The 23,008-nt window shown below is 74.1% G+C and carries 20 protein-coding genes; 16 read left to right on the top strand and 4 right to left on the bottom strand.

Translation table 11 applies throughout. From position 1 onward, the window contains the following. Nucleotides 1–21: 21 nt before the first annotated feature. Both ACWEPL_RS14370 and ACWEPL_RS14365 read left to right on the top strand, forming a co-directional pair. Nucleotides 22–879 (top strand): phytoene/squalene synthase family protein, encoded by an 858-nt coding sequence (locus ACWEPL_RS14370; RefSeq protein ID WP_452436395.1) that lies wholly within the window; start codon nt 22–24, stop codon nt 877–879. Next, nucleotides 876–1,745, top strand: a complete 870-nt coding sequence (locus ACWEPL_RS14365) for a DMT family transporter (protein WP_350732969.1) — start codon at nt 876–878, stop codon at nt 1,743–1,745. Before ACWEPL_RS14370 ends, ACWEPL_RS14365 begins: the two co-directional genes overlap by 4 nt. On the opposite strand, the gene ACWEPL_RS14360 is transcribed toward ACWEPL_RS14365, so the two are convergent. Further along, the gene (locus tag ACWEPL_RS14360; RefSeq protein ID WP_452436394.1) at nt 1,705–2,802 is read right to left on the bottom strand and encodes an MGDG synthase family glycosyltransferase; all 1,098 of its coding nucleotides are present in this window, start codon (nt 2,800–2,802) and stop codon (nt 1,705–1,707) included. The two genes, ACWEPL_RS14365 and ACWEPL_RS14360, sit on opposite strands and share 41 nt — an antisense overlap. Here ACWEPL_RS14360 and ACWEPL_RS14355 point away from each other — a divergent pair. The 7 genes from ACWEPL_RS14355 (at nt 2,783) to hpnH (ending at nt 10,362) form a co-directional block, all read left to right on the top strand. Next, nucleotides 2,783–3,532 (top strand): polysaccharide deacetylase family protein, encoded by a 750-nt coding sequence (locus tag ACWEPL_RS14355; protein WP_350732972.1) that lies wholly within the window; start codon nt 2,783–2,785, stop codon nt 3,530–3,532. The two genes, ACWEPL_RS14360 and ACWEPL_RS14355, sit on opposite strands and share 20 nt — an antisense overlap. A gap of 132 nt (nt 3,533–3,664) precedes the next feature. Then, entirely contained in the window at nt 3,665–4,543 is an 879-nt protein-coding gene (hpnC, locus tag ACWEPL_RS14350) for a squalene synthase HpnC (RefSeq protein ID WP_452436393.1), read from the top strand. A gap of 16 nt (nt 4,544–4,559) precedes the next feature. Further along, on the top strand, nt 4,560–5,891 hold the full coding sequence (hpnE, locus tag ACWEPL_RS14345) for a hydroxysqualene dehydroxylase HpnE (protein WP_452436392.1): 1,332 nt from the start codon (nt 4,560–4,562) through the stop codon (nt 5,889–5,891). Then, nucleotides 5,888–6,898: a polyprenyl synthetase family protein gene (locus ACWEPL_RS14340; protein ID WP_452436391.1), complete on the top strand. Its 1,011-nt coding sequence runs from the start codon at nt 5,888–5,890 to the stop codon at nt 6,896–6,898. Before hpnE ends, ACWEPL_RS14340 begins: the two co-directional genes overlap by 4 nt. A gap of 1 nt (nt 6,899) precedes the next feature. After that, nucleotides 6,900–8,777, top strand: a complete 1,878-nt coding sequence (shc, locus tag ACWEPL_RS14335) for a squalene--hopene cyclase (RefSeq protein WP_452436390.1) — start codon at nt 6,900–6,902, stop codon at nt 8,775–8,777. Then, the gene (locus ACWEPL_RS14330; protein WP_452436389.1) at nt 8,774–9,361 is read left to right on the top strand and encodes a phosphorylase family protein; all 588 of its coding nucleotides are present in this window, start codon (nt 8,774–8,776) and stop codon (nt 9,359–9,361) included. Before shc ends, ACWEPL_RS14330 begins: the two co-directional genes overlap by 4 nt. After that, nucleotides 9,358–10,362, top strand: a complete 1,005-nt coding sequence (gene hpnH, locus ACWEPL_RS14325; protein ID WP_452436388.1) for an adenosyl-hopene transferase HpnH — start codon at nt 9,358–9,360, stop codon at nt 10,360–10,362. Before ACWEPL_RS14330 ends, hpnH begins: the two co-directional genes overlap by 4 nt. Here the strand turns inward: hpnH and ACWEPL_RS14320 are convergent. The 3 genes from ACWEPL_RS14320 to ACWEPL_RS14310 form a co-directional block, all read right to left on the bottom strand. Next, nucleotides 10,336–11,109 carry an SDR family NAD(P)-dependent oxidoreductase gene (locus ACWEPL_RS14320; protein ID WP_452436387.1) on the bottom strand — a complete coding sequence of 258 codons (774 nt, stop codon included), beginning with the start codon at nt 11,107–11,109 and terminating at the stop codon, nt 10,336–10,338. The genes hpnH and ACWEPL_RS14320 overlap by 27 nt on opposite strands. A gap of 90 nt (nt 11,110–11,199) precedes the next feature. Then, nucleotides 11,200–11,757 (bottom strand): hypothetical protein, encoded by a 558-nt coding sequence (locus ACWEPL_RS14315; RefSeq protein WP_452436386.1) that lies wholly within the window; start codon nt 11,755–11,757, stop codon nt 11,200–11,202. A gap of 568 nt (nt 11,758–12,325) precedes the next feature. Then, nucleotides 12,326–15,397, bottom strand: coding sequence for a BTAD domain-containing putative transcriptional regulator (locus ACWEPL_RS14310; protein ID WP_452436385.1), 3,072 nt, complete (start codon nt 15,395–15,397; stop codon nt 12,326–12,328). A 167-nt stretch (nt 15,398–15,564) separates the two neighbouring features. On the opposite strand from ACWEPL_RS14310, the gene ACWEPL_RS14305 reads away from it, so the two are divergent. From ACWEPL_RS14305 to ACWEPL_RS14275, 7 genes are all read left to right on the top strand, one after another. Further along, the gene (locus ACWEPL_RS14305; RefSeq protein WP_355208583.1) at nt 15,565–16,395 is read left to right on the top strand and encodes a S8 family serine peptidase; all 831 of its coding nucleotides are present in this window, start codon (nt 15,565–15,567) and stop codon (nt 16,393–16,395) included. Between the two features lie 10 nt (nt 16,396–16,405). Continuing rightward, nucleotides 16,406–17,059: a GAF domain-containing protein gene (locus ACWEPL_RS14300; RefSeq protein WP_363982680.1), complete on the top strand. Its 654-nt coding sequence runs from the start codon at nt 16,406–16,408 to the stop codon at nt 17,057–17,059. After that, nucleotides 17,059–18,144, top strand: coding sequence for a hypothetical protein (locus ACWEPL_RS14295; protein ID WP_452436384.1), 1,086 nt, complete (start codon nt 17,059–17,061; stop codon nt 18,142–18,144). Before ACWEPL_RS14300 ends, ACWEPL_RS14295 begins: the two co-directional genes overlap by 1 nt. Then, the gene (locus ACWEPL_RS14290) at nt 18,144–19,127 is read left to right on the top strand and encodes a hypothetical protein (RefSeq protein ID WP_452436383.1); all 984 of its coding nucleotides are present in this window, start codon (nt 18,144–18,146) and stop codon (nt 19,125–19,127) included. The genes ACWEPL_RS14295 and ACWEPL_RS14290 overlap by 1 nt, the downstream gene beginning before the upstream one ends. Before the next feature lie 17 nt (nt 19,128–19,144). Then, entirely contained in the window at nt 19,145–19,843 is a 699-nt protein-coding gene (locus ACWEPL_RS14285) for an iron-containing redox enzyme family protein (RefSeq protein WP_452436382.1), read from the top strand. Next, nucleotides 19,801–19,986, top strand: coding sequence for an aroma-sacti cluster domain-containing protein (locus ACWEPL_RS14280; protein ID WP_355208569.1), 186 nt, complete (start codon nt 19,801–19,803; stop codon nt 19,984–19,986). Before ACWEPL_RS14285 ends, ACWEPL_RS14280 begins: the two co-directional genes overlap by 43 nt. A 117-nt stretch (nt 19,987–20,103) precedes the next feature. Further along, on the top strand, nt 20,104–23,001 hold the full coding sequence (locus ACWEPL_RS14275; protein ID WP_452436381.1) for an AAA family ATPase: 2,898 nt from the start codon (nt 20,104–20,106) through the stop codon (nt 22,999–23,001). Nucleotides 23,002–23,008: the final 7 nt, after the last annotated feature.

Here is a 23,008-nt window from a genome sequence, read left to right as displayed (position 1 = left end):
TCTCGTGACAGGGCCGGGGCGGTGTGCGTCGACGACGCGTACCGGCACTGCGAGCAGATCATGCGCGGTCAGGCCCGTAACTTCTCGTTCGGCCTGCGTCTGCTGCCCTCCCCCAAGCGCCGCGCGCTGAGCGCCGTCTACGCGCTGGCCCGCAGGATCGACGACATCGCCGACGGCGACGGGCCCGCCGGACGGCGGCTGGCCCGCCTGTCCGCGATCCGCGGGATGCTCGACGGGACCGCTCCCGCGCGGCACGACCTCGTGCTGGTGGCGCTGTTCGAGGCCGCCCGCCGCTATCCGATCCCGCTCGCGGCGTTCTCGGACCTCGTCGACGGCTGCGCCGCAGACGTGCGCGGGAGCACGTACGAGACGTTCGACGACCTGGTCGGCTACTGCCGCTGCGTCGCCGGCTCGATCGGGCGGCTCTCACTGGGCGTGTTCGGCGCGGACGACATGGAGGCGGCCACGCCGCTCGCGGACGCGCTCGGCGTGGCCCTGCAGATCACCAACATTCTGCGCGACCTGCGGGAGGACCGCATGGCCAAGCGGGTCTACCTGCCCGCCCACGACCTCGAACGGTTCGGCTGCAGCCTGGACGTCGACGCGTACGGCCGGTTCAGCGACCCGCCGGAGCGCCTGGCCGCGCTCGTCAGGTTCGAGGCGGACCGGGCGCGCGACTGGTTCGCCACCGGGATGCGCCTGCTGCCCATGCTGGACGCGCGCAGCGCCGCCTGCACGGCGACCATGGCCGGCATCTACCGGTGCCTGCTCGACCGCATCGCCGCCGATCCCGCCCGCGCGCTGGCCTCCCGGATGTCGCTGACGACGAGGGAGAAGTCCATGGTCGCGGTACGTGCCCTCGCGAGGCGTGGGAGTTGATCGCTGCCGCGCTGCTGGCGGTGCTCGCCGCGGTGTGCAACGCCGCCACGTCGGTCCTGCAGCGGCGAGCGGCGCGACCGCTGCCTCAGGAGCTGGGACTGCGGTTCGGCCTGATCCGGGCGCTGATCGGCAACCCGCTGTGGCGGTGGGGGATCGTGGCGATGATCGGGGGCTTCCTCTTCCAGGCGGCGGCGCTGTCGAAGGGAGGCATCGCCCTGGTCCAGCCGGCCCTGGTGATCGAGCTCCCGTTCACCATGATCATCATGTCCTGGGCGTTCGGCACGGTTCTGGACGGGAAATCGTGGCTGGCGATCGGCGCGCTGTCGGCCGGCCTCGCGATGTTCCTCGCCGCGGCGGTCCCCGGCCCGGGGCGGTGGTCACCGGACACGGCCGAATGGATCATCGCCGCCGCCGCGACCTCGGCCACGATCGCCGCGCTGGTGACGGTGGGGGCCATGACCAGGGGGCCCATCCGGGCCGCCACGCTGGGCGTGGCCGCGGGCATCGGCTTCGCCTTCACGGCCACGCTCATCAAGAAGTGCACGATGATCCTGGCGGACGACCCCCGCGCGCTGCCGGTCTCCTGGCCCCTGTACGCGATGCTGGCCGCGGGCCTGTGCAGCCTGTTCCTCCTCCAGAACGCCCTGCACAGCGGCACCCTCGTCGTCGCCCAGCCGGCGTTGACCATCAGCGACCCCTTGGCGGGCATCCTGTACGGCGCGCTGATGTACGGGGAGCCCATCCGCGCCGGACCGTGGCTGGTGATGGAGGCGGCGGGCGCCGGGCTCCTGGTCTACGGGGTCATCGTGCTGACCCGTTCGCCGCTCATCCAGGATCAGAGCGCGGCCCCCTCGGCGCGGAAATGAGGCCCGCCTGGACCGGCATCGAGGAGAACAGCGCGTAGGCCCGGTCCACCTGGCGCTTGCGCGATCGCGGGTCCTCGAGCAGGTCCAGCGCCGCCAGCAGCTCCGACGCGGTGCCCGTGTGGAGGCTCACCCCGGCCCCGGCCATCGCCCGCGCGCCGGCGACGCCGTGGCCGCCGATGGGCCGGTGGATGACGACCGGCAGCCCGGCGGCGAAGGCCTCGTGGCAGGTCAGGCCGGAGCCGTTGTCGACCAGGGCGTACGCGGCCGCCATGAGCTCCGGCACGTCGTCGCGCCACCCCAGCGCCGGGCCCAGCCCGGCGGCCCGCAGGCGGCGCCGCAGCTCGGCGTTGCTCCCGCACAGGACGATCGGCGTGTACCGTCCCGACCTCGCCAGGGTGCGCGCGGTCGCGACGACCTCCCCGACGCCCCACGAACCGGTTGACACCAGTACGAGCCGGTCGCCGGGGTCCACGCCGACGCGGCCGGCCACTCCCCCGGGATCGGCCACCGCCCGCGCGAACTCCGGGCGCACGACCGGGGCGCAGCAGAGCGCCGGGCGGCCGCTCCGGGCGGCGATCTCCCCGACGATGTCGGGATTCGGGCACAGATACCGGTCGTTGCCGGGGTGCAGCCACAGCCGGTGCACCGTGAACTCGACGATCAGCACCGTGCTCGGGCAGGGCAGCCCGCCGCGCTCGCGCAGCATCCCCGCGATCTGGGCCCCCAGGTGGAAGGTCGAGACGACCTCGTCGGGCGAGCGGGCGGCGACGAGGCGGCGCAGGGCGGGCAGGGCCAGCACCGTGAGCGGCGAGGTGCCCGCGGCCCGTTTGCCGACGAAGAAGACCTGGTAGATGACGTCATAGAGCCAGGGGGCGCGCAGGATCATCCAGCGGTATCCGCGGCGCAGCGCCGATCCCAGCCGGAGCGGGAGCAGCTGGAGGACATCGATGATCTCTGAATCGGCATTCTCGGCCGCGAGCCGGGCGGCCAGCTCGGCGGCGACCCGGTCATGGGCGCTGCCCATCGGCGCGCTGAGAATGAGGACCAGCCTGGACATCTCATGTCCCCCGATCGGCCGCGCCGCGCTGCCGCTCGGGCTCGCCTGCCTGGCGCTGCTGCACGCGGGTCCCGCCGTCACCTGGCTGCCGCCGGTCCGCCGGCGGATGCCCTCCGTCGCCGGCGTCGGCGACCCCGGCCATGTGGCGCTCACCTTCGACGACGGGCCCCATCCCGGCTCCACCCCGCGCTTCCTGGACGAGCTGGGCCGGCTCGGCTGCCACGCGACCTTCTTCGTCCTCGGCGAGCTGCTCGAACGCCACCAGTGGCTGGGCCGCCGCATCGTGGCCGAGGGTCACGAGCTGGCCGTGCACGGCTGGCGGCACGGCAACCCCCTGCTCGCCCCGCCGGGCAGGCTGACGGCCGAGATCGGCCGGACCGCCGACCTGGTGCGGGCGGTCGGCGGCGTGCGCGCGACGTGGTACCGCCCGCCGTACGGCGCGCTCAGCCTGGAGGCGCTGGTCTCCGCCCGCCTGCACGGGCTGCGCCCCGTGTTGTGGACCGTCTGGGGCCGGGACTGGGAGGCGGCGGCCACGCCCGGCTCGGTGCTGGCCACCGTGGCGGCCGGGCTGCGCGGCGGGGCGACCGTCCTGCTCCATGACTCCGACCACGCCTCCGTTCCTGGGTCCTGGCGACCGGCGCTCGACGCCCTCCCCGCGCTCGTGGAGCGCTGCAGGGACATGGGCCTGCGCGTGGGCCCGCTGCGCGAGCACGGCGTCGCGTTTCCATAACAGCCACTCCCCCTTTCCCTTGGAATTCAAACGGCGTTTTCCCGGCCCGGCCCGCGAGTAAATTCCGCGCAAATCGCCGGGCAATGGAATGCCGTCATGTTTGCGTTCCCCGGCGCCGGATAATTTCCTGTCGTGCGGTCAGAGAGATGCCATTCGCGGGAGCCGGCGGAAAAGGCGCGCCGGGAGAACTTCCCGGTGGCCTCCCGGCTGCTTCCGCGCCGGCACCGCGACCACCTCATGGCTCTGTACGGCTTCGCGCGCACGGTGGACGACCTCGGCGACGAGGGACGCCCCGGCGACCGCCTGAGGCTGCTGGACGAGGTCGAGGCCGACCTCGCCCGGCTGTACGACGGCCACCCGCCACGGCTCGGACCGCTCCGCACGCTGGCCCGTACCGTCCAGGAGTGCTCGATCCCCGCCGAGCCGTTCCGCCGCCTCGTCGAGGCCAACCGGCGCGACCAGACGGTCACCGGCTACGAGACGTTCGACGAGCTCCTGGGCTACTGCGAGCTGTCGGCCAACCCGGTCGGCCATCTCGTCCTGTACGTGTTCGGCGAGGTCAGCGGCCCCCGGCTGGCCCTGTCCGACAAGGTGTGCTCGGCGTTGCAGGTCATCGAGCACTGCCAGGACGTCGGCGAGGACCACCGGCGCGGCCGCGTCTACCTGCCGCAGGAGGACCTGCGCCGGGCGGGCTGCCCGATCGGCGACCTCGCGGCGGCGGCCACGTCACCGCGGTTGCGCGAGGTGGTGGCCGTGCAGGCCGGACGGGCCGCGACGATGCTGGTCGAGGGGGAGCCGATCGTCGCCTCCTTGTCCGGCTTCGCCCGTACGGCGGTGGCGGGCTACGTCGCGGGAGGCCACGCCACCCTGGCCGCGCTGAGCGGGGCCCGCTACGACGTCCTGGGCCGCGCCGTCCGGCCACGCCGCGTACGCCTGCTCGGGGCGTGGGCGCGTGTCCTCATGACCATGAGCCGGCCCGACGCGGGTCTGCGACGACTGCCGTCGGCATGAGAGGGCTGCCCCTGTGATGACGATCGCGCCGGTGGCGGTGGTCGGCGGCGGCCTGGCCGGCATCACGGCCGCCCTCGCGCTCGCGGAGGCCGGCTGCCCCGTGACGCTGTACGAGGCCCGCCCGAGGCTGGGCGGCGCCACGTACTCCTTCCGGCGCGGCGGGCTGACGGTGGACAACGGCCAGCACGTCTTCCTGCGCTGCTGCACGGCGTACCGGGGACTCCTGGAACGGCTCGGCGGCACCGCGCTGGTCGACCTGCAGAGCCGCTTCGACGTGCGGGTGCTCGGCGCGGCGGGCCGGTCGGGGCGGCTGCGCCGCGCCGCGTTGCCCGGCCCGCTCCACTTCGTGCCCGCGCTCGCGCGATACCGCCTGCTCGGGCCGGGCGACCGGCTCCAGGCCCTGCGCGGCTCGCTCGCGCTGAGCAGGCTCGACCCGGCCGACCCGGCTCTCGACACGGTGACGTTCGGGAGCTGGCTGGCGGCGCACGGCCAGCGGGACCCGGTACGGCAGGCGCTCTGGGACCTGCTCGCTGTCGCGGCCCTGAACACGGGGGTCGAGGAGGCCGCGCTCGGCCCGGCGGTGAAGGTGTTCAAGACGGCCATGCTCGGTCGGCCGGACGCCGCCGACCTGGGCATCCCCCTGGTGCCGCTCGGCGAGCTGCACGACACCGCCGCCAGGGCCGCCATCGCGGGACGCGGCGGCGCGGTGCGGCTGTCGGCGAAGGTCACGGCCATCGAGCCGGGCCCGGCCGTCGTCGTGGACGGCGTCCGGGTCCAGGCGTCGGCGGTCGTCCTGGCGACGCGCCACGAGCAGGCCGCGAAGCTGGTCCCCGCCGAGGCGGCGCCCGCCCGGGACGGATGGGGCGCCCTGGACGCGAGCCCCATCATCAACGTCCACGCGGTCTACGACCGGCCGGTCATGCGGGGGCCGTTCGTCGCGGTCACCGGCTCGCCCGTGCAGTGGGTGTTCGACAAGACCCGGGTCGCCGGGCTCGGCGAGGGGCAGTACCTGACGGTGTCGGTGTCGGTCGCGGACACGTGGATCGACCGGCCGACCGCGGACCTGCGCGAGACCTTCGTCCCGGCGCTGCGCTCGGTGTTCCCGGCCGCGCGCGAGGCCAGGATGGCCGACTTCTTCGTCACCAGGGAACGGCGCGCGACGTTCCGCCAGGGCCCCGGCAGCGGGGCGCTCCGACCGGGGAGCGCCACCCGGTGGCCCGGCCTCTATCTCGCCGGCGCCTGGACCGACACCGGCTGGCCGGACACGATGGAGGGCGCCGTACGCAGCGGGCTGCACGCCGCACGCCTGGTCAGACAGCATGTGCGAGATCAGGAGAGCGTGTCATGACCCTGACCCTGCCGCCGGCGGAGGCCGCCCGCGAGCTCGTCGAGCCGGTGCTGCGCGAGGCCGTCGGCCGCCTCGACCCGCGTATCGCCCGCGTCGCCCGCTACCACTTCGGCTGGACCGACGGCGACGGCCGGCCCCGCGCGGCCGGCGGCAAGGCGCTGCGGCCCACGCTCGCGGTGCTGTCGGCCCGGGCCGCGGGAGCGGACATCGAACGGTGCCTGCCCGCCGCCGCCGCGGTGGAGCTGGTGCACGCGTTCTCCCTCCTGCACGACGACGTCATGGACGACGACCCGGTGCGCCGGCACCGTCCGGCCGCCTGGACGGTCTTCGGCCGCTCCCAGGCGATCCTCTGCGGCAACGCGCTGTTCGCCCTGGCCCTGGAGCTGCTGCTGGAACAGGGCGGCCCCGGCTACGCGGCGGCCGCCCGCGCGCTCAACCACGCCACGCTCTCGCTCATCGCGGGTCAGGCCCTGGATCTGGAGTTCCAGGACCGCGGCGACGTGACGCGGGAGGAGTGCCTGCTGATGTCGCGGCACAAGACCGCCTCGCTGCTCGCCTGCGCCTGCTCGATCGGCGTCACGGCGGCAGAAGGTCCGGCCTCGCTGGCCGACGCTCTGGACGCGTTCGGCACCGAGGCCGGGCTGGCCTTCCAGCTGACCGACGACCTGCTCGGCATCTGGGGGCGACCCGAGGTGACGGGCAAACCGGTGCTGGCCGACCTGCGGGCCCGCAAGAAGAGCCTGCCCGTGGTCGCCGCGCTCACCAGCCGTACGGAGGACGGACGCCGCTTCGCCGAGCTGCTGGCCAGGCCCGGGGAGCTGACGGAGGCCGACCTGCGCGACGCCGCCGACCTGGTCGAGCAGGCGGGCGGCCGGGCCTGGGCCGAGCTGGAGGCCGGGCGGCGCTTCGACGCCGCGACCCGGTGCCTCGACGCCGCGGACCTGCCCGCGGACGTGCGCGCCGAATTCCTGCACATCGCCCGATTCATCACATCCAGGGACCACTGACATGACCACCCTCGAGACGACGCCGAGCCTGCTCACCGACGCCGAGCACGCCCTCCGGGCCGCCTGCGATCACCTGATCGGCCTGCGGTCCCCGGAGGGCTGGTGGAAGGGCGAGCTGCAGACGAACGTGAGCATGGACGCGGAGGATCTGCTGCTGCGGCAGTTCCTCGGCATCCGCACCGAGGAGGACACGGCGGAGGCCGCCCGGTGGATCCGTTCGGAGCAGCGGGCCGACGGCACCTGGGCCAACTTCCACGAGGGGCCCGCGGAGCTGTCCACCACGGTCGAGGCGTACACCGCGCTGCGGCTCGCGGGCGATCCGCCTGACGCGGAGCACATGCGGGCCGCGTCGCAGCAGGTCCGGGCCATGGGCGGGATCGAGGCGAGCCGGGTGTTCACGCGGGTCTGGCTGGCCCTGTTCGGGGAGTGGTCGTGGCGGGACCTGCCGGTCATGCCGCCCGAGATGATCTTCCTGCCCTCGTGGTTCCCGCTCAACGTCTACGACTGGGCCTGCTGGGCCAGGCAGACGATCGTGCCTCTGACCGTCGTGACCGCGTACCGGCCGGTGCGCCGGCTCCCGTTCGAGCTGCCCGAGCTGCGGACCGGCCGGGCGCCGCACCGTGCCGGGGGCGGGGGCTGGGAGGCGGTGTTCGGCGCGCTGGACCGGGCGTTGCACCGGTACGAGCGGCGCCCGTCGCGGGCCCTGCGGCGGGCCGCGCTGAGGCGCGCCGTGGACTGGGTGGTCGCCCGCCAGGAGGCCGACGGCTCCTGGGGCGGGATCCAGCCGCCGTGGGTGTACTCGATCATCGCGCTCCACCTCTCCGGCTACGACCTGGACCATCCGGTGATGCGCAAGGCGATCGGGGGGCTCGACCGGTTCACCGTCCGCGACGAGAAGGGGCGCCGGTTGGAGGCGTGCCAGTCCCCCGTGTGGGACACGGCGCTGGCGGTCAACGCGCTGCTCGACGCGGGCACCCCCGCCGACCATCCGGCCGTCACCGGGGCCGCCGACTGGCTGCTGCGCGAGGAGGTCACGAGGTCGGGAGACTGGGCGGTGCGCAGGCCGGGCCTGCCGCCCGGCGGCTGGGCGTTCGAGTTCGACAACGACGGCTATCCCGACATCGACGACACCGCGGAGGTCGTGCTCGCGCTGCGCCGGCTGGACCGCCCCGGCGCGCGACCGGCGATCGAGCGCGGGGTCCGCTGGATGGCCGGCATGGCGAGCGCCGACGGCGGCTTCGCGGCGTTCGACGCCGACAACGACCGCGCGCTCTGCACCAAGCTGCCCTTCTGCGACTTCGGCGCGGTGATCGACCCGCCGTCCGCCGACGTCACCGCGCACGTCGTCGAAGCCCTGGCCAAGGAGCGGCCCCGCTCCCCCGTCCTGCGCAGGGCCGTGATCTGGCTGCTCAAGGCGCAGGAGGAGGACGGATCGTGGTTCGGCCGCTGGGGCGCGAACCACGTCTACGGCACCGGGGCCGCCGTGCCCGCCCTCGTCGCCGCGGGGGTCCGTCCGGGGCATCCCTCCGTACGCCGCGCCGTCGCCTGGCTGGAACGCCACCAGAACGACGACGGCGGCTGGGGCGAGGACCTGCGCTCCTACCGCGACCCGGCCTGGATCGGCCGCGGGGCCTCGACCGCCTCGCAGACCGCCTGGGCCCTGCTGGCCCTGCTCGCCGCCGGCGAACGCTCCCCGGCGGTGGAAAGAGGCGTGCGCTGGCTGGTCGAGCGGCAGCGGCCGGACGGCACCTGGGACGAGCCGTACTTCACCGGCACGGGCTTCCCCGGTGACTTCTACATCAACTACCACCTCTACCGGCTCGTCTTCCCGATCAGCGCCCTCGGGCGCTACCTGCGCCGCGACCTGGAGCTCTCATGACCGGACTGCTGATCTGCGCCGCGCTCGGGATCGAGGCCCGCGCGGTCAGGCGCGGCCTGCCGGCCCACCTCGCCAGGGTCGTCGTCACCGGGATCGGCCCGCGGCGGGCGGCCCGCGCGGCCGCGGGCCTGGCCTGGCGGGAGGCGGTGGCCGTGGTCGGTTTCGGCGGCGCGGCCGGCAGGAGCCTGCGGCCCGGCGACGTCCTGGTGGCGAGCGAGGTCCGGTTCAGGGGACGCGTCCATCCCTGCCCGTCCGCTCCCCTCCTCGCCGCCGAGCTGGCCGACGCCGGCCTGCCCGCCCAGGTCGGGCCGCTGGTCACCGCCGATCACGTGGTCCGCGGCGCGGAGCGGCACCGCCTGGCCGCGGAGGGTGCGTACGGCGTGGACATGGAGACCGGCCCGCTGGCCCGCGCCGCCGCGGGGCGCCCGCTGGCCGCCGTGCGGGTCATCGTCGACACGCCGGAGGCGCCGCTGCTGAGCCTGGCCACGCTCACCCGCGGCGTGGCCGCCCGCCGCACGCTCGCCGCCGTCGGCCCCGTCCTGGTGCGCTGGGCGGCGCTGCTACCCGAGGAAGTGCTGTCATGACCATCCCGATCCGGCAGAGCCTGCGCGTCGGCGGCTACATCCTGGGCCAGCGGCTGCGGGGACGGACCAAGTTCCCGCTGCTGGTGGAGCTGGAGCCGCTGTTCGCGTGCAACCTCAAATGCGCCGGCTGCGGCAAGATCCAGCATCCCGCCGACGTGCTGAAGCAGCGCATGCCGGTGGAGCAGGCCGTCGCCGCCATCCAGGAGTGCGGCGCCCCCATGGTGTCCATCGCCGGCGGGGAGCCGCTCATGCACCCGCAGATCGGCGAGCTGGTCCGCCGGCTCGTCGGCATGAAGAAGTACGTGTTCCTGTGCACGAACGCGCTGCTGATCCCCAAGAAGATCGACGAGTTCGAGCCCTCGCGGTACTTCGCCTGGACGGTGCACATCGACGGCGTGCGCGAGCGCCACGACGCCGCGGTGTGCAAGGAGGGCGTCTTCGACGAGGCGGTCGCCGCCGTGCGCGAGTGCCGGCGGCGCGGCTTCCGGGTCACCACCAACACGACGTTCTTCTCCACGGACAGCCCGCGGACCGTCATCGAGGTGCTCGACTACCTCAACGACGAGCTCGCCGTCGACCAGATGATGATCTCTCCCGCGTACGCGTACGAGAAGGCGCCCGTACAGGACCGTTTCATGGGCGTGCGGGAGACGCGCGCGCTGTTCCGCGATGCCTTCGCCGGCGGGAGACGGCGGCGCTGGCGGTTCAACCACTCGCCGCTGTTCCTGGACTTCCTGGAGGGGCGGATCGAGCTGCCGTGCACCGCCTGGGCCATCCCGTCGTACTCGCTGTTCGGCTGGCAGCGACCGTGCTACCTCATGGCCGACGGGTACGCGCGGACCTACCGCGAGCTGATCGAGGACACCGACTGGACGGCCTACGGCCGGGGCCGCGACCCCCGGTGCGACAACTGCATGGCGCACTGCGGATACGAGCCGACCGCCGTCCTGGCCACGATCGGGTCGCTGAAGGAGTCACTGCGCGCCATCAGGAGCGGCTGACCCCTCCATGCGCCCGAAGCGCCGCGCGAGCACCCGGAACGCGCCGGGCGCCGCGCCGCGCAGCCTGGCCGGCACCCGCAGCCAGCCCGGCACGAACGACTCCGGCCGCCCGTCCCTGATCGCCGCCACGATCGCCCGCGCCACCCGCTCCGGCGCGATCGGCGCCGGCCGGCCGCGCGTGTACGGGACGCCGCGCCGTACGAAGAAGGGGGTGTCCACCACCCCGGGCAGCAGGACGGACACGCCGACGCCCGGCACGTGATGCAGCTCATGGCGCAGGCTCTCCGCGAAGGCCATCAGCCCCGCCTTGGTCGCCGAGTACACGGCCTCCTGCGCCACGCCCACCGCCCCGGTGATGGAGGCCACGAACACGAGGTGCCCGCGGCCCGCCGCCACCATCCCCGGCAGCAGCAGCCGCGTGAGCGCGATCGGGGCGGCGAGGTTGACCGCCAGCAGCTGCTCGACGCTGCCGGCCGGCATCCGTACGAACGGCCCCGCCCACCCCACGCCGGCGTTGTTCACCAGGACGTCGACGTGCCCGCTCCGCTCGGCCAGCTCCTCGGCCTGGGTGGTGACGTCGCACACCAGCACGCGCCCGCCGGTGGCCGAGGCGACGGCCGCCAGCCGCTCGCGGTCGCGCCCGGCCAGCGTCAGCCGCGCACCGGTGCCCGCCAGCGCCCGCGCGGTGGCCGCGCCGATGCCCGAGGAGGCGCCGGTGACGAGGACGTGGGCATCGGCGAGCCTCATCGCGTCACCTGTTTTCCGTAACTGTGCGTATCAGGACGTACAGTCGTGTGCTTTCCACTCCCACGCCGTCCCAACCGGCCACGGGGCAGGTCACGTACGCGTCGCGGCGGCGACGATCGTCGCCGCGAGCGCCGTTCGGTGGTCCTTCGCCCAGGGCGGCCCCAGCGCCGCGCGCGGACCGTACAGGACCTCGCCGGCCCGCTCGGCCAGGATCCCGGCCGCCTGGTCCGCCACGTCCTTGGCGTCGTAGACGTGGACGGCCCAGCCGCGCTCGTGGGCGAGTTCGGCCAGGATCTGGCGGTACATGACGGAGTCCGCCCGGGCCTCGTACGGCACGCGCCGCTGGACGGCGATGTCGTCGGGGAAGTCGAGCGGCCAGGCCCGGAGCGAGAGCGAGACGATCGGTCCGGGCAGCGCGGACGCGAGCTCGTCCAGCGAGGCCGACGTCGCCCGGGCCGCCGACGCCCGCACGCGGGCCACCAGTTCGGAGGCCGCGGCATCGTCGAGACGTCTGCCGTCGTGGTGGATGGGCGCCGCCGGCACGCCGGGCTCGATCAGCTCGATCCGCCGGCGGTCCACCACCTGGTGGTCGGCCGATGCCGTGACCGCCACGGCCCAACCGAAATGATGGGCTATCCCCACGCGCATGGCTCCGATTATGCTCCCGCCCGCCCCTTTCGGCCCGGGACGCGGGGCCGCGGGCCGCTCCTTGGGCGACGGCACGGTATGCAGAATGGACGATGGCGTGCCGCGGCCGTGTTTCCGCCGGTGATTTCCGACCACGCCCCGGACGGTGCCGCCGTCGGCCCGGCCGCCGCGTCCCACCCTCGCCCCGGCCCGCGCCGGACGCGGTCGCGGGGCCACGGGGAGGACGGACGAATCATGCGGGACGGCGGGCGGTTCGTGCCCGTGAGCGTCGAGACGCTGATCAGCGGCACCGCCGGGCGGCGGCGGAACCCGCGCGAGTCGCGTGCCGGCCCGCCGCGAGAGATATCGCCGCGGCGAATTTCAGCGCAGGCGTACGACGGGCGGAAAATTTAACGGCAGATTTACCCGCGGTTGGAATTCACCGTCGAGGCAGTTCGGCGAAGTCGTGAGAATTGTTGGTGTCGTCGTGTACACCGAGCGTGGTAATCGCTGCTTTCCTCATATTTCCAAGATAAATGCCAAAGCCCTGTCAGGCAATAAGCCGGCCTACCGAAATATGGCCAATTATTCATTCTGAATCGACGGACAATGCCGCGCTGATTTCCCGGTCGCCGACGCGGATCTGGACGGCCGCCAAGGCGGTGAGCGCCTGCTCCTCGAGCTGGCGGAACCCCCGGCGGCGCGCGTCGTTGAGCGCCTCGTGGCCGTGGGCGGACGCCTGTTCCAGGTTCCCCAGATCGCAATGGGCGCCGGCCAGCCCGATGAGGGACTCCAGCCGGGGCTGCCAGTTGCCGACCTCGCGGGCGATGGCCAGCGCTCTGCCGTGCTCCTCGGCGGCCTGCTCCGGGCGCCCGAGATACGTGCGTACGGTGGCCCGGGTGTTGAGCGTGTCGGCCTCGGCCCGGCGGTCGCCGATCGCGACGGACAGCTCCACCGCGCGGTCGGCGAACTCCAGGGCGCTGTCGTACCGGCCGGCGTCACGGTGGACCGCGGCCAGCGTGTTCAGGACGAGGACCTCGCCGTAGCGGTTGCCCGACTGGCGGAAGATGGGCAGGGCGCGGTCGAGGTAGTCCAGCGCGCGGTCGAGTTCGCCGAGATCGTGGTAGATCTCGCCCATGTTCTCCAGCGCGATCGCCTCGCCGTTGCGGTAGGCGGCCTGCTGGTAACGCGCCAGGGCCTCGTGCTGGAGCTCGGCCGCCCGCGCCAGTTGCCCCTGGCTCCGGTAGACCATGCTGAGGTTGGCCAGGCTGGTGGCGTGGATGGTGCGCTGGCCCGTCTGCCGGGCGATGGCGATGGCCTGGCTGTAGTGGTCGGCGGCCTCCTGCAGGGAGCCCAGTTTCCAGTGCACGTTGCCGAGGTTGTTGAGCACCGCGCACTCGCACTCGCGCCACCCGGAGCGCTGGGCGAGCTTCAGCGCCTGCGCGTAGTGGCTCAGCGACTGCGGATGCATGCCCCGGCTCTGGTAGACCTGCGCCATGCTGAGCTCGGTGGCGGCCTGGGCGGTGAGATCTCCGTCCAGGCCGGCGGCCGAGCGGGCGGCCTCGGCGACGGCCTGCCAGTCGTTCGGGTCGCGCCGCAGCGACAGGTAGCCGCGCAGCGTGTCGGCCAGCCGCCAGGCCACCTCCCGGGGTCCGTGCGCGGCGGCGTACGTGATGGCCGCGATGAGGCCGGAGCGCTCCGCGTCGAGCCACGCCAGCGCGCTCGCGGGCCCCTCGAACGTCAGCGGGGACTGCCGGCGCGGCGGTCCCGCCAGCTGCAGGGCCTGCGGGTAGAGCAGGCGTTTGGCCTCGTCGGCGACCCGGAGATAGAAGTCGAACAGGCGCGCGAGCGCGCTCGTCCGCTCGGCCCCGTTCGCGTTGTCCCGGGCGTAGAGCCTGATCAGGTCGTGGAACCCGTACCGGCCCGGAGCGGTCTGCAGGATCAGGTGCGTGCGCTCCAGGCGGTCCAGGGCCCGCCGCACCTGGTCGGCAGGGGCGGCGGCCAGCGCCGCGGCGGCCTGCGGGGTGAGGTCGGGGCACGGGCTCAGGCCCAGCAGCCGGAAGAGGCGCTGGTCCGGCTCGTCGAGGGCGGCGTACGACAGGTCGAACGCGGCCCGCACGGCGGCCCGGCCGTCCCCGTCGACCTGCAGGGCGTTCAGGCGGTCGCTTCCCGCGAGCTCCGTGACGCCGTCGATGATGGCGCGCGTCGGCTGCCGGGACAGGTTGATCGCGGCGATCCGCAGCGCGAGCGGCAGGTAGTCGCACAGCAGCGCCAGCCTGGCGGCGGCGTCCGCCTCCTGACGTACGCGGTCGGCCCCGAGGATCCGGGCCAGCAGGGTCCGCGCCTCGACCGGGTCCAGCACGGCCAGCGGGAGCGGCCGGGCGCCGTCGAGGGCGACGAGCCCGTTCAGCCGGTCCCGGCTGGTCACCAGGGCCAGGCAGTCGGTGGCGCCGGGGAGCAGCGGGCGGACCTGCTCCGGCGTCGCCGCGTTGTCGAGCAGGACGAGGACGCGTTTGCTGGCCAGGAGGGTCCGGTACAGGGCGGCCGCCTCGTCCGCGTCCGCGGGCACCTGCTCGGGGGTGACCCCGAGGGAGCGCAGCAGGCGGGCCAGCGCCTGCTCCGGCCGCATCGGCGGCCCGGTGGCGAAGCCGCGCAGGTCGACGTAGAGCTGGCCGTCGGGGAAACGATCGCGGATCCGGTGCGCCCAGTACAGGGCCAGGGCGGTCTTGCCGACCCCGGCGGCGCCGGTGATCGCGATCGTGACCGGCGTGCTCGTGTGGTCCTGAACGTGCTCGTCCAGCCACCTGAGCTGCCCGGCCCGGCCGGTGAAGTCGGAGACGGAGCGCGGCAGCTGCGCCGGCACGGCGGGCGGCGCGGGTCCGGCCGCCAGGACGCGATCGGGCTGCGGCAGCAGCACCGGGTCGTTGCGCAGGATGGCCACCTCGAGCCGCTGGAGTTCGAGGCTGGGGTCGATGCCGAGCTCGTCGGCCAGGCGGCGGCGGGCTCTTCTGGCCTGCTCCAGGGCCGTGTGCGTCTGCCCGCTGCGGTACAGGGCGATCATCAGCTGGCACGTCAGCCGTTCGCGGAACGGATGGCATCGGGTCAGCTCGGTCAGCTCGTCCAGCAGCTGGCGGTGGCGGCCGAGCCGTAACCCGGCGTCGATCTTGTCCTCCAGCGCCACCAGCCGCGACTCCTCCAGGCCGCTGCCCAGGCGCTCCTGGGTCTCCGGAGGCGCCGCCCCGGCCAGCACGGGACCGCGCCACAGGCTGAGGCCCTGGTCGAGCAGCGCCACCCGGCGCTCGTCGTCGGGTTCCGCCCGGGCCCGCTGCACCAGGCCGCGGAAGCGATGGGCGTCGATCCGCTCCGGGTCGGTGCGCAGGACGTATCCCGCGCCCTGGGCCGTCAGCGTGGCCTCGGCCTGGGCGGGGTCGGCGCGGGCCAGGATCGAGCGCAGCTGGGAGACCGACACCCGGATCGCGTGCTGTGCCGTACGCGGGCGGGACCCCGGCCAGTTCAGCTCGACCAGCCGCTCCACCGTGACGGGATGGTTGGCCTCCAGAGCCAGAACCGCGAATGTCAGCCGCTGTTTGCGTGGGCCCAGTACGACGCGCTGCCCGTCCGAGTAGGCTTCGACGGCGCCGAGCAAGCGGAACTCCAACATGAGTCACACTCCGGTTTGGATTTCGCTCTCATGGTCTGTCAGGCGTTGGGGTTTCTCAAGACCTCGAAATCAGTCTCCGACGGCGCTTTGATCGGACTCTGAAGTAACTATGAACGCCCTCTCCCACTATTTACTCGGAGCCAGAACAATGACGCTGAGGGTGGGCAATGGCTGATTTTCCGGCTGTCGCGGAGGCGCCGCCGCCGCGGACCTTTCGGCTGGCGCACGCTTCACGGGGCGCGGTCATGGACTCGGCCCGGCTGGCGCTGCCCTGCGCGATCACCCGTGAGTGGGCCTGGGGGTCGGCCACCGGCTCCGGCGTGCGGGTCTGCCTGATCGACAGCGGGGTCGACGCGCCCCACCCGGTCTTCACCAGGCCCATCACCCCGCTCGCGGTGACGGGTGACGGCCTGGAGGTCGTGCCCGACGAGGTCGGCGACCAGGCGGGCCACGGGACGGCCTGCGCGGGCGTCATCCGGGCCATGGCCCCGGACTGCGAGCTGACCAGCGTCCGCGTGCTCGGCAGCGGGCTTCATGGCCGCGGCGAGGTGCTGCTGGCGGCGCTGGAGTGGGCCATCGAGCAGCGCTTCTCCCTGGTCAACCTGAGCCTGTCGACGCGTCGCGCCGAGCACAAGGAGGCCCTGCACGATCTCGTGGACAGGGCGTTCTTCGCCGGGGTCACCATCGTGGCCTCCGCCCACAACCGGCCGGTGCGCAGCTATCCGTGGCACTTCCCGAGCGTGATCTCGGTGGGTTCGCACACCTTGGCGCTCGCCGAGCACATCGAGTGCAACCCGGAGCCCCCGGCCGAGTTCTTCGCGCGCGGGATCGGGGTGGAGGTGCCGCTGCCCGGCGGCGGGACCTCGCGCCTGACCGGCAACAGCTTCGCCACACCGCACATCACCGGGCTGTGCGCGCGCGTACTGCAGCGGCACCCGGGCCTTGCCACCGGCCAGCTCAAGCACGTGCTGGCGGCCGTCGCGAACAACCGGACCTGAGGAGGCCACCATGGGCGTGGGCATCCCTGATTCCCTGACCTCCTCGCTGGGGAGGCTGTTGCGCCCCACCGAGCACGACGAGTTGCTGAGGTCGGCCGTACGGCTCGCCCGGCTGACGTTCTCGGCGTCGGCCGCGTCGGTGTTCCTGTACGACGAGGAGCGCGACCGGCTGGTGTTCGAGGCGTCGTCCGGGGAGGGCGAGGACCGGCTGCTCGGGGTGGCCATCCCGACCGGGCGCGGCGTCGCCGGGTGGGTGTTCCAGACCGGCGAGACCGTGCTGCTCAGCGACGTCCAGGAGGATCCGCGCTTCGACCGGGAGTTCGCGCAGAGCACCGGGTACGTGCCGAAGGTCCTGATGGCGGCCCCGCTGGAGCTGGAGGACCGCACGATCGGCGTGATGGAGGTGCTCGACCCGGCGCTGCAGCGGTTCGGGGAGATGGCGGCCATCGACCTGTTCACCGAGCTGGCCGCCCAGACGGCGATCACGCTCACGCTCATGGCCGCCGCCCGCTCGCTGACCCGGAGCGCCAGGGAGGGCCTCACCCCCTGGAGCCGTCTGGAGATCGCGCTCAGCCGTACGGAGGCCTCCGACACCGCGGTGGACGAGCTGCTCAACGCGCTGAGCAAGTTCGTCACCGCCACCACGGGCCACGGAGCGACCTGATGCATCTGGCCGAGATGGCGGTGCTGCGCGCCGTGCCCGCCGCGGGCGTCTTCCTCGCCCTCACCCGCCGCTGCCCGCTGTCGTGCGCGCACTGCTCGACGGAGTCCGCCATGGACGGCGCGGAGCACGCGGAACGGCCCTTCCGGCGGCTGGTCGCGTCCTTCACCAGGCAGGAGCATCCGGAGTTCATCGCCATGTCCGGGGGTGAGGCGCTCCTGCGGCCGCGGCTGGTGCGCGACCTCGCCGACTCGGCGCGGCTCTCGGGGACGAGGTCGTACCTGCTGTCCGGGCTGTACTTCGCCCGCGACGGGCACGCGGTGCCGCCCGCCCTGCGGGCGGCCATCTCGGCGGTCGATCACTTCGCGGTCAGCCTCGACCGCTTCCACGAGCGGGAGGTGAGCAGGCGCGCGGCCTTCCGGGTGCTGCACGAGATCCGTTCCTGGGGGCCGCAGGTGAGCGTGCAGATCACCGGGGACGGCGGCGCGGACCCCTACGTCGCGGACCTGGTGCGCGAGGTGCGGGAGGAGTTCGCCGACCAGGTGCCCATGCTCGTGGTGCCGCTCCGGCCGGTCGGGCGCGCGAAGACCCTGGACGGCCCGCGCGCCGGCCCGAAAACCCTGCCCGCCGTGCCCGCGCCCGCGCCGTGCGAGATGGCGGCCTGGCCGCTGGTCACCTACGACGGGACGGTCCTCACCTGCTGCAACGACGACCTCGCCGCGGCCGCCCGCCCGCCGCACCTGGTGCTCGGGCACGCCGATGAGGACCCCTGGCCGGTGCTGCGCCGGCGCCACCTGGACCGGCCGCTGGCGCGGGCCGTGCGGATGTTCGGGCCGCGCTACGCGAAGGCGCGGTTCGGATCGGGCGCCGCCGCTCCCGGCTACTGCGACGTCTGCGTCACCCTGCATCAGGACCGCGGGCTGGGCGAACGGGTCGCCGGGTATCTGGACTCGCCTGCCGGTCCGGCGATGGAGAGCGCCGTACGCGGTCTCGTGGAACGGCACGGCCCGTACGGCTTCGCCCGCCGCCACGGCATCACGCGCTACAGCGAGCTGGTGACGCTCGGCTGGGAGGGTCGGGAGCGGTGATGCGCCGGTTGAGGCTAGCGGACATCGAGCGGCTGCGACGTACGCGTGGCCGCACCGTGCTGCTCTACCTCACCGATCGGTGCCCGGTCGGGTGCGCGCACTGTTCCGTCGCCGCGCTCCCGGCCGGCCCGCGCATCACCGACCACCGCCTCTTCGCGGACATCCTGGCGGGGATCTGCGCCGAACCCGGCATCGAGGCCGTCGCGATCTCCGGCGGCGAGCCGTTCGCCGAGCGTCGCGGGCTGATCCTCGCCGTGGACGCGTTCGCGGACGCGGGCAAGGACGTCGTGCTCTTCTCCAGCGGCCACTGGGCGTCGGGGCCCCGATGCCCGCGGTGGATCACGCGGGTGCTGGAACGGTCCTCGACCGTGATCCTCAGCACGGACAGCTTCCACCAGGCCGCCGTCGACCGGCGGCGGTTCGCCCGCGCCGTCGCGCACGCGGCGCGGGCCGGCTGCCACATCGTCCTCCAGCTCCTGGACGAGCCCGGCGCGGTGCCGTTGGCCGAGGGGGTCCTCCGTGACACGCTGGGGGACGACTGGTCCCGGCGCGCGGAGATCACGCTGATCACCCCGCTGCGGGCGGGCCGGGGCAGCGGCGTCTTCGCCATCGGGCGCCGCCACGGCGTCGCCGAGCTGGGCGCGTGCCCGCTGACCGCGTCGCCGACCGTCCGCTACGACGGCGTGATCACGGGCTGCTGCAACGAGAGCGTCATCACGGGCGGCGGCCCTCAGGGACTGCGGCGACGGGCGACCGGCGCGGCCGAGGTGCGCGCCGCGCTGGCCGCGTTCCGCGACGACCCGCTGCTGCGCGCCGTCGGTTCGGTCCGGCCGGACGACCTGGTACGGCTGCCGCCGTTCGCCGCGCTCGCCCGCGCCCGCTACCCGGACGTCTGCGGCCTGTGCTGGCGCCTGCACGAGACCGCCGGCGACGACGGGGCCCGGTTGCTGACCGCCCTCATGGGCCGGGGAGGCGGGACATGACCACCAGCCTGCGTCTAATGGCCAAGATCGACCTCGTCATGCCCGCGCTGCTGGCCAGGACGGAGCGGATGTGGCGGCATCCCGCACCGCGCGAGCTCTACCTGGAATGGCTCAGGGCCCTGCACGGCATGCTGCGCGCGACCGTACCGCTCATCCTCGACGCCACCACGGCGTGCCTGGCCCGCGACGACGAGATCGCGCGGGGCGTCGCCGCCTATCTGGCCCGGCACGTGCACGAGGAGTACGGCCACGACCAGGACGTGGTGAACGACTACGCCCGCGCGGGAGGCGACGCCGAGACCCTGTTCACGGACCCGCCGCCACCCTGCGTCGCCGCGGTGGTCGGCAGCCAGTACTACTGGATCAGGCACGCCCACCCGGTGGCGCTGCTCGGGCACGTCGCCGTCCTGGAGGGCTACCCTCCCCCACCCGATCTGGCGCCCCTGCTCTCCCGGCGCACGGGCCTGCCGCTGGACGCGTTCCGCACGCTGGTGACCCATGCCGTCCTGGACGGCACGCACCGCGAGGAGCTGTGGCGCGCGATCGACGGGCTCCCGCTCACCCCCGAGGCGGAGTCGCTGATCGGCCTGAGCGCACTCAACACGGCATACGGCCTGGCGCAGCTCGTCGACGCCGTCCAACTGCGCGCGAACGCCGCAGGAAAGGAGAGGTCATGGCGACCATCGACCAATTGGAAGCCGCCGGCTTCGACCTGACGACCGCGTCAGAGGAGCAGATCGCGGTGCTGCAGTCGCTCAGCGACGAGGAACTCCAGGTGCTCGCCTCCATCAAGGCGCGCATGGAGGAGGCCGCGGACGTAGAAGCGCATGCGTACGCGAGCGGCGGCTGGTGCTGGTGACCGGTGATGCGACCCTGCGCTCAATGCGGCGGTGAAAACCCCGCCGCCGCCCGCTTCTGCATGTCATGCGGCGGCGCCCTGTCCCCCGCGTCCGCCCCCCGCACCACCCTGCGGTTCGTGACCGTGCTCTTCGGCGACGTGGCCGGCTCGACGGAGCTCGCGCGCGGCCTCAGCCCCGAGGTCTGGCAGGGCACGCTGGCCACGTACTTCGCCGACGTGAGCCGGGCGGCGACCGAGCAGGGTGGCCGGGTGGAGAAGTTCATCGGCGACGCCGTGGTCGCGGTCTTCGGGGTGGAGGCCACCCACGAGGACGACGCGGTCCGCGCGGTGGAGTGTGCCCGGGTCTCCCTGGAGAGGATCGCGCGCCAGGCCGCCGACCTGCGCCGTACGCGAGGGGTGGACTTCTCGGTCCGCTTCGGGATCGCCTCGGGACAGGTCGCCCTCTCCGAGCGGGACTCCTCGTTCGCGATCGGCGAGGTCATGAACCGCGCCGCCCGGCTCCAGGCCGCCGCGCCGGCCGACGGCATCGTCATGGACGTGCGGACCTGGCTGCTCGTACGGGGAGCCGTACCCACCAGGTCCATCGAGCCGATCGCGGCCAAGGGCTTCAGCCGGCCGCTGCGGGCCTGGCAGATCGCCGACACCCCTGGAGGACAAGCCGACGAGCCGCGCACCCCGATGGTGGACCGCCGTTCCGAGCTGGACGAGCTCGTCGCCGCGCTGCGGGACGGTCTGCGCCGGCCGGGCGTCCCCGCCGTGGTGCTGTCCGGCGAGCCGGGCGTCGGGAAGTCCCGGCTGGTGGCCGAGGCGGCGCGGCGGATGGCGCCGGACGCGCGGTTCCTGGCCCTGCGCTGCCGGCGCGACGGCCGGCGGCTGGGCTACTGGCCCCTCTACCAGCTGGCCGAGGCCCTGGGGGGAGACGTGCCGAGGGGGCAGGGGCCCCAGGGCAAGGAGGAGATCTTCTGGACGCTGCGGGAGCTGCTGCGGGAGGCGGCGGAGCGGCGTCCGGTCGTCCTCGCCCTCGACGACTGCCAGTGGATGTCCCCGGCGGTGCGGGAGTTCGCGGAGGGCCTGGACGATCCGGACCTGGACGTCCGGGCCGTGCTGATGCTCAGCGGCCGGGTGGACGAGCCGCCGCTGACCCGGGGGCCGGTGACCACGCTGCGCGTCCCGCCCCTCGGCCCGGCGGACGCCCAGGAGCTGGCGGAGACCGTCGCCGCCCGGCTCGGGCCGGTCCCGCTGAGCGACGACCTCGCCCGCCGCAGCGCCGGCAACCCGCTCTACCTCGAACAGCTCGTCCACCTGCAGGTGGACGCCGAGGGCCGGACCGATCTCATCGCGCCGAGCGCGGAGGCGGCGGTGGGCGCCCGCCTCGACCAGCTGGGCGTGGACGCCCAGCGGCTGCTCGCCATCGCCGGCGCGCTCGGCGGCGGCTGCGTCGCCGGGGATCTGGAGAAGGTCGCCGCGGCCCTGGACCCGCCGCTCGACCAGACCTTCGACGAGACGCTCGCCCAGCTGCTCGGCGACGGGCTGCTGGTCACCCGGGCGAGCCCGGCCGGCGAGCTGGAGGTCGAGTCGCCGGTCGTCGCCGAGGTCGCGTACGGCAGGCTGCCGCTCGCCGACCGCGCCCACGTGCACGCCCAGGTCGCGGACCTGGCCGAGGCCCGCGTCGACCGCCATCCGTCGGAGATCGAGCTGTGCGCCCTGCACGCCGGGCGCGCGCACGCGGCCTGGCTCGAACTGCGCCCGGGCGGGCCGGAGGAGCGGCACGCCGCGGCCCGCGCGGCGCGTGCTCTGTGCTCCGCCGCCCAGTTCGCGGTCTCGCGCGGCGACCTGTCGATGGCGCTGCAGACCGCGAGCCAGGTCTCCCGGCTCGACTCCGGCCTGCCCGGCCTCGAACTGGAGATCGCGGCCGTCGAGACGTACGCCACGGCCGCCGCCGGGCGGGCGGACGAGACCCTGGCCCGGATCGCGGAGGCCAGGAAACGCTGGGACACCGACGACAATCTGGCGGCCGCGGTGCAGCTCACCCTCAACGAGGCGGTGGCCCGCTCCACGATGACCGGGCGATGGCACCGGTCCCTGATCGGCCAGGCGCGCGAGCTGGCGTACCGGGCCGACGACCCGGCCGCGTACGCCAGGGTGCTGCTGCTCGAAGGCATCGGGCACATGGAGGACGGCGACTACGTGACGGCCGAAGCCGTGCTGCACGAGGCGTTCGGCCACGCGCGGCGGGCGCGCTGGTGCTTCGGCGCCACCGAGATCCACGGGAACCTGGCGCTCTGCCTCGCCTACGGCGACACCCCCGCCCCGGCGGCCACGGCGATCTGCGCGCAGTTGCACGCCGAGCTCAAGGACGCCCACACGGTACGCGCGGCCGTCGGCTGCCCGGCGGCCCTGCTCGCGGACATGACGTGCGACTCGGCCGCCGCCACGAACCTGCTCGACGAGGGCCGGTCCATCCTGGCCGGGATCGGGCACCAGCCCGGCCTGGCCGGGTTGGACATGTTCCGCGCGACCCTCGCGGAACGGCACGGCGACCACGACGGCGCCGGGCAGGCCCTGGAGCGCGCCATCCGGCGGTTCGACGCGATCGGGTTCAGCGCGGGCGCGCAGTCGGCCAGGCTCTGGCACGCGACGTTCGGCGGGTACGGCCCTCGCGGCGCAGGCACGCCTGTCGTACAGAACGGGGAGGGCCCGCCCGACACAAGCCCGCCCAGTGCGCAGAGCGCCGGCAGCTGGGACGTCGAGGTCCTGATCGAGCAGGCCGCCGCGGCCGCCGCGCTCCGCGAGGGCCGCCCGGACGCGGCGGCCGAACACGTGGCCCGCGCCGGCGCCCGCCTCGACGGGGTGCGCGGCGCGGGCGCCCGGATCACGCCCCTGCTCGTGTCGCTGCGGCTGGCGGTCGGCTGCCGGGACCGCGGGCTCGTCGAACGGGTGGCCGGCCTCACAAGGGCGGACGCCGAGGTGAAACGCGACGTCAGAGCCCTGCGAACGATCGGCGCGCTCGTATGAGCCGACT

It is taken from the genome of Nonomuraea sp. NPDC004186, from assembly GCF_053603495.1.
This window is presented reverse-complemented; position numbering and strand designations above follow the sequence as displayed.

What these genes read in the sequence shown, in the direction of transcription:
- ACWEPL_RS14355 (WP_350732972.1), top strand. Translation starts at nt 2,783, where the DNA reads ATGAGGACCAGCCTGGACATCTCATGTCCCCCGATCGGCCGCGCCGCG.
- ACWEPL_RS14360 (WP_452436394.1), bottom strand. Translation starts at nt 2,802, where the DNA reads ATGTCCAGGCTGGTCCTCATTCTCAGCGCGCCGATGGGCAGCGCCCAT.
- hpnE (WP_452436392.1), top strand. Translation starts at nt 4,560, where the DNA reads ATGACGATCGCGCCGGTGGCGGTGGTCGGCGGCGGCCTGGCCGGCATC.
- ACWEPL_RS14340 (WP_452436391.1), top strand. Translation starts at nt 5,888, where the DNA reads ATGACCCTGACCCTGCCGCCGGCGGAGGCCGCCCGCGAGCTCGTCGAG.
- shc (WP_452436390.1), top strand. Translation starts at nt 6,900, where the DNA reads ATGACCACCCTCGAGACGACGCCGAGCCTGCTCACCGACGCCGAGCAC.
- ACWEPL_RS14330 (WP_452436389.1), top strand. Translation starts at nt 8,774, where the DNA reads ATGACCGGACTGCTGATCTGCGCCGCGCTCGGGATCGAGGCCCGCGCG.
- hpnH (WP_452436388.1), top strand. Translation starts at nt 9,358, where the DNA reads ATGACCATCCCGATCCGGCAGAGCCTGCGCGTCGGCGGCTACATCCTG.
- ACWEPL_RS14320 (WP_452436387.1), bottom strand. Translation starts at nt 11,109, where the DNA reads ATGAGGCTCGCCGATGCCCACGTCCTCGTCACCGGCGCCTCCTCGGGC.
- ACWEPL_RS14315 (WP_452436386.1), bottom strand. Translation starts at nt 11,757, where the DNA reads ATGCGCGTGGGGATAGCCCATCATTTCGGTTGGGCCGTGGCGGTCACG.
- ACWEPL_RS14310 (WP_452436385.1), bottom strand. Translation starts at nt 15,397, where the DNA reads ATGTTGGAGTTCCGCTTGCTCGGCGCCGTCGAAGCCTACTCGGACGGG.
- ACWEPL_RS14305 (WP_355208583.1), top strand. Translation starts at nt 15,565, where the DNA reads ATGGCTGATTTTCCGGCTGTCGCGGAGGCGCCGCCGCCGCGGACCTTT.
- ACWEPL_RS14300 (WP_363982680.1), top strand. Translation starts at nt 16,406, where the DNA reads ATGGGCGTGGGCATCCCTGATTCCCTGACCTCCTCGCTGGGGAGGCTG.
- ACWEPL_RS14295 (WP_452436384.1), top strand. Translation starts at nt 17,059, where the DNA reads ATGCATCTGGCCGAGATGGCGGTGCTGCGCGCCGTGCCCGCCGCGGGC.
- ACWEPL_RS14290 (WP_452436383.1), top strand. Translation starts at nt 18,144, where the DNA reads ATGCGCCGGTTGAGGCTAGCGGACATCGAGCGGCTGCGACGTACGCGT.
- ACWEPL_RS14285 (WP_452436382.1), top strand. Translation starts at nt 19,145, where the DNA reads ATGGCCAAGATCGACCTCGTCATGCCCGCGCTGCTGGCCAGGACGGAG.
- ACWEPL_RS14280 (WP_355208569.1), top strand. Translation starts at nt 19,801, where the DNA reads ATGGCGACCATCGACCAATTGGAAGCCGCCGGCTTCGACCTGACGACC.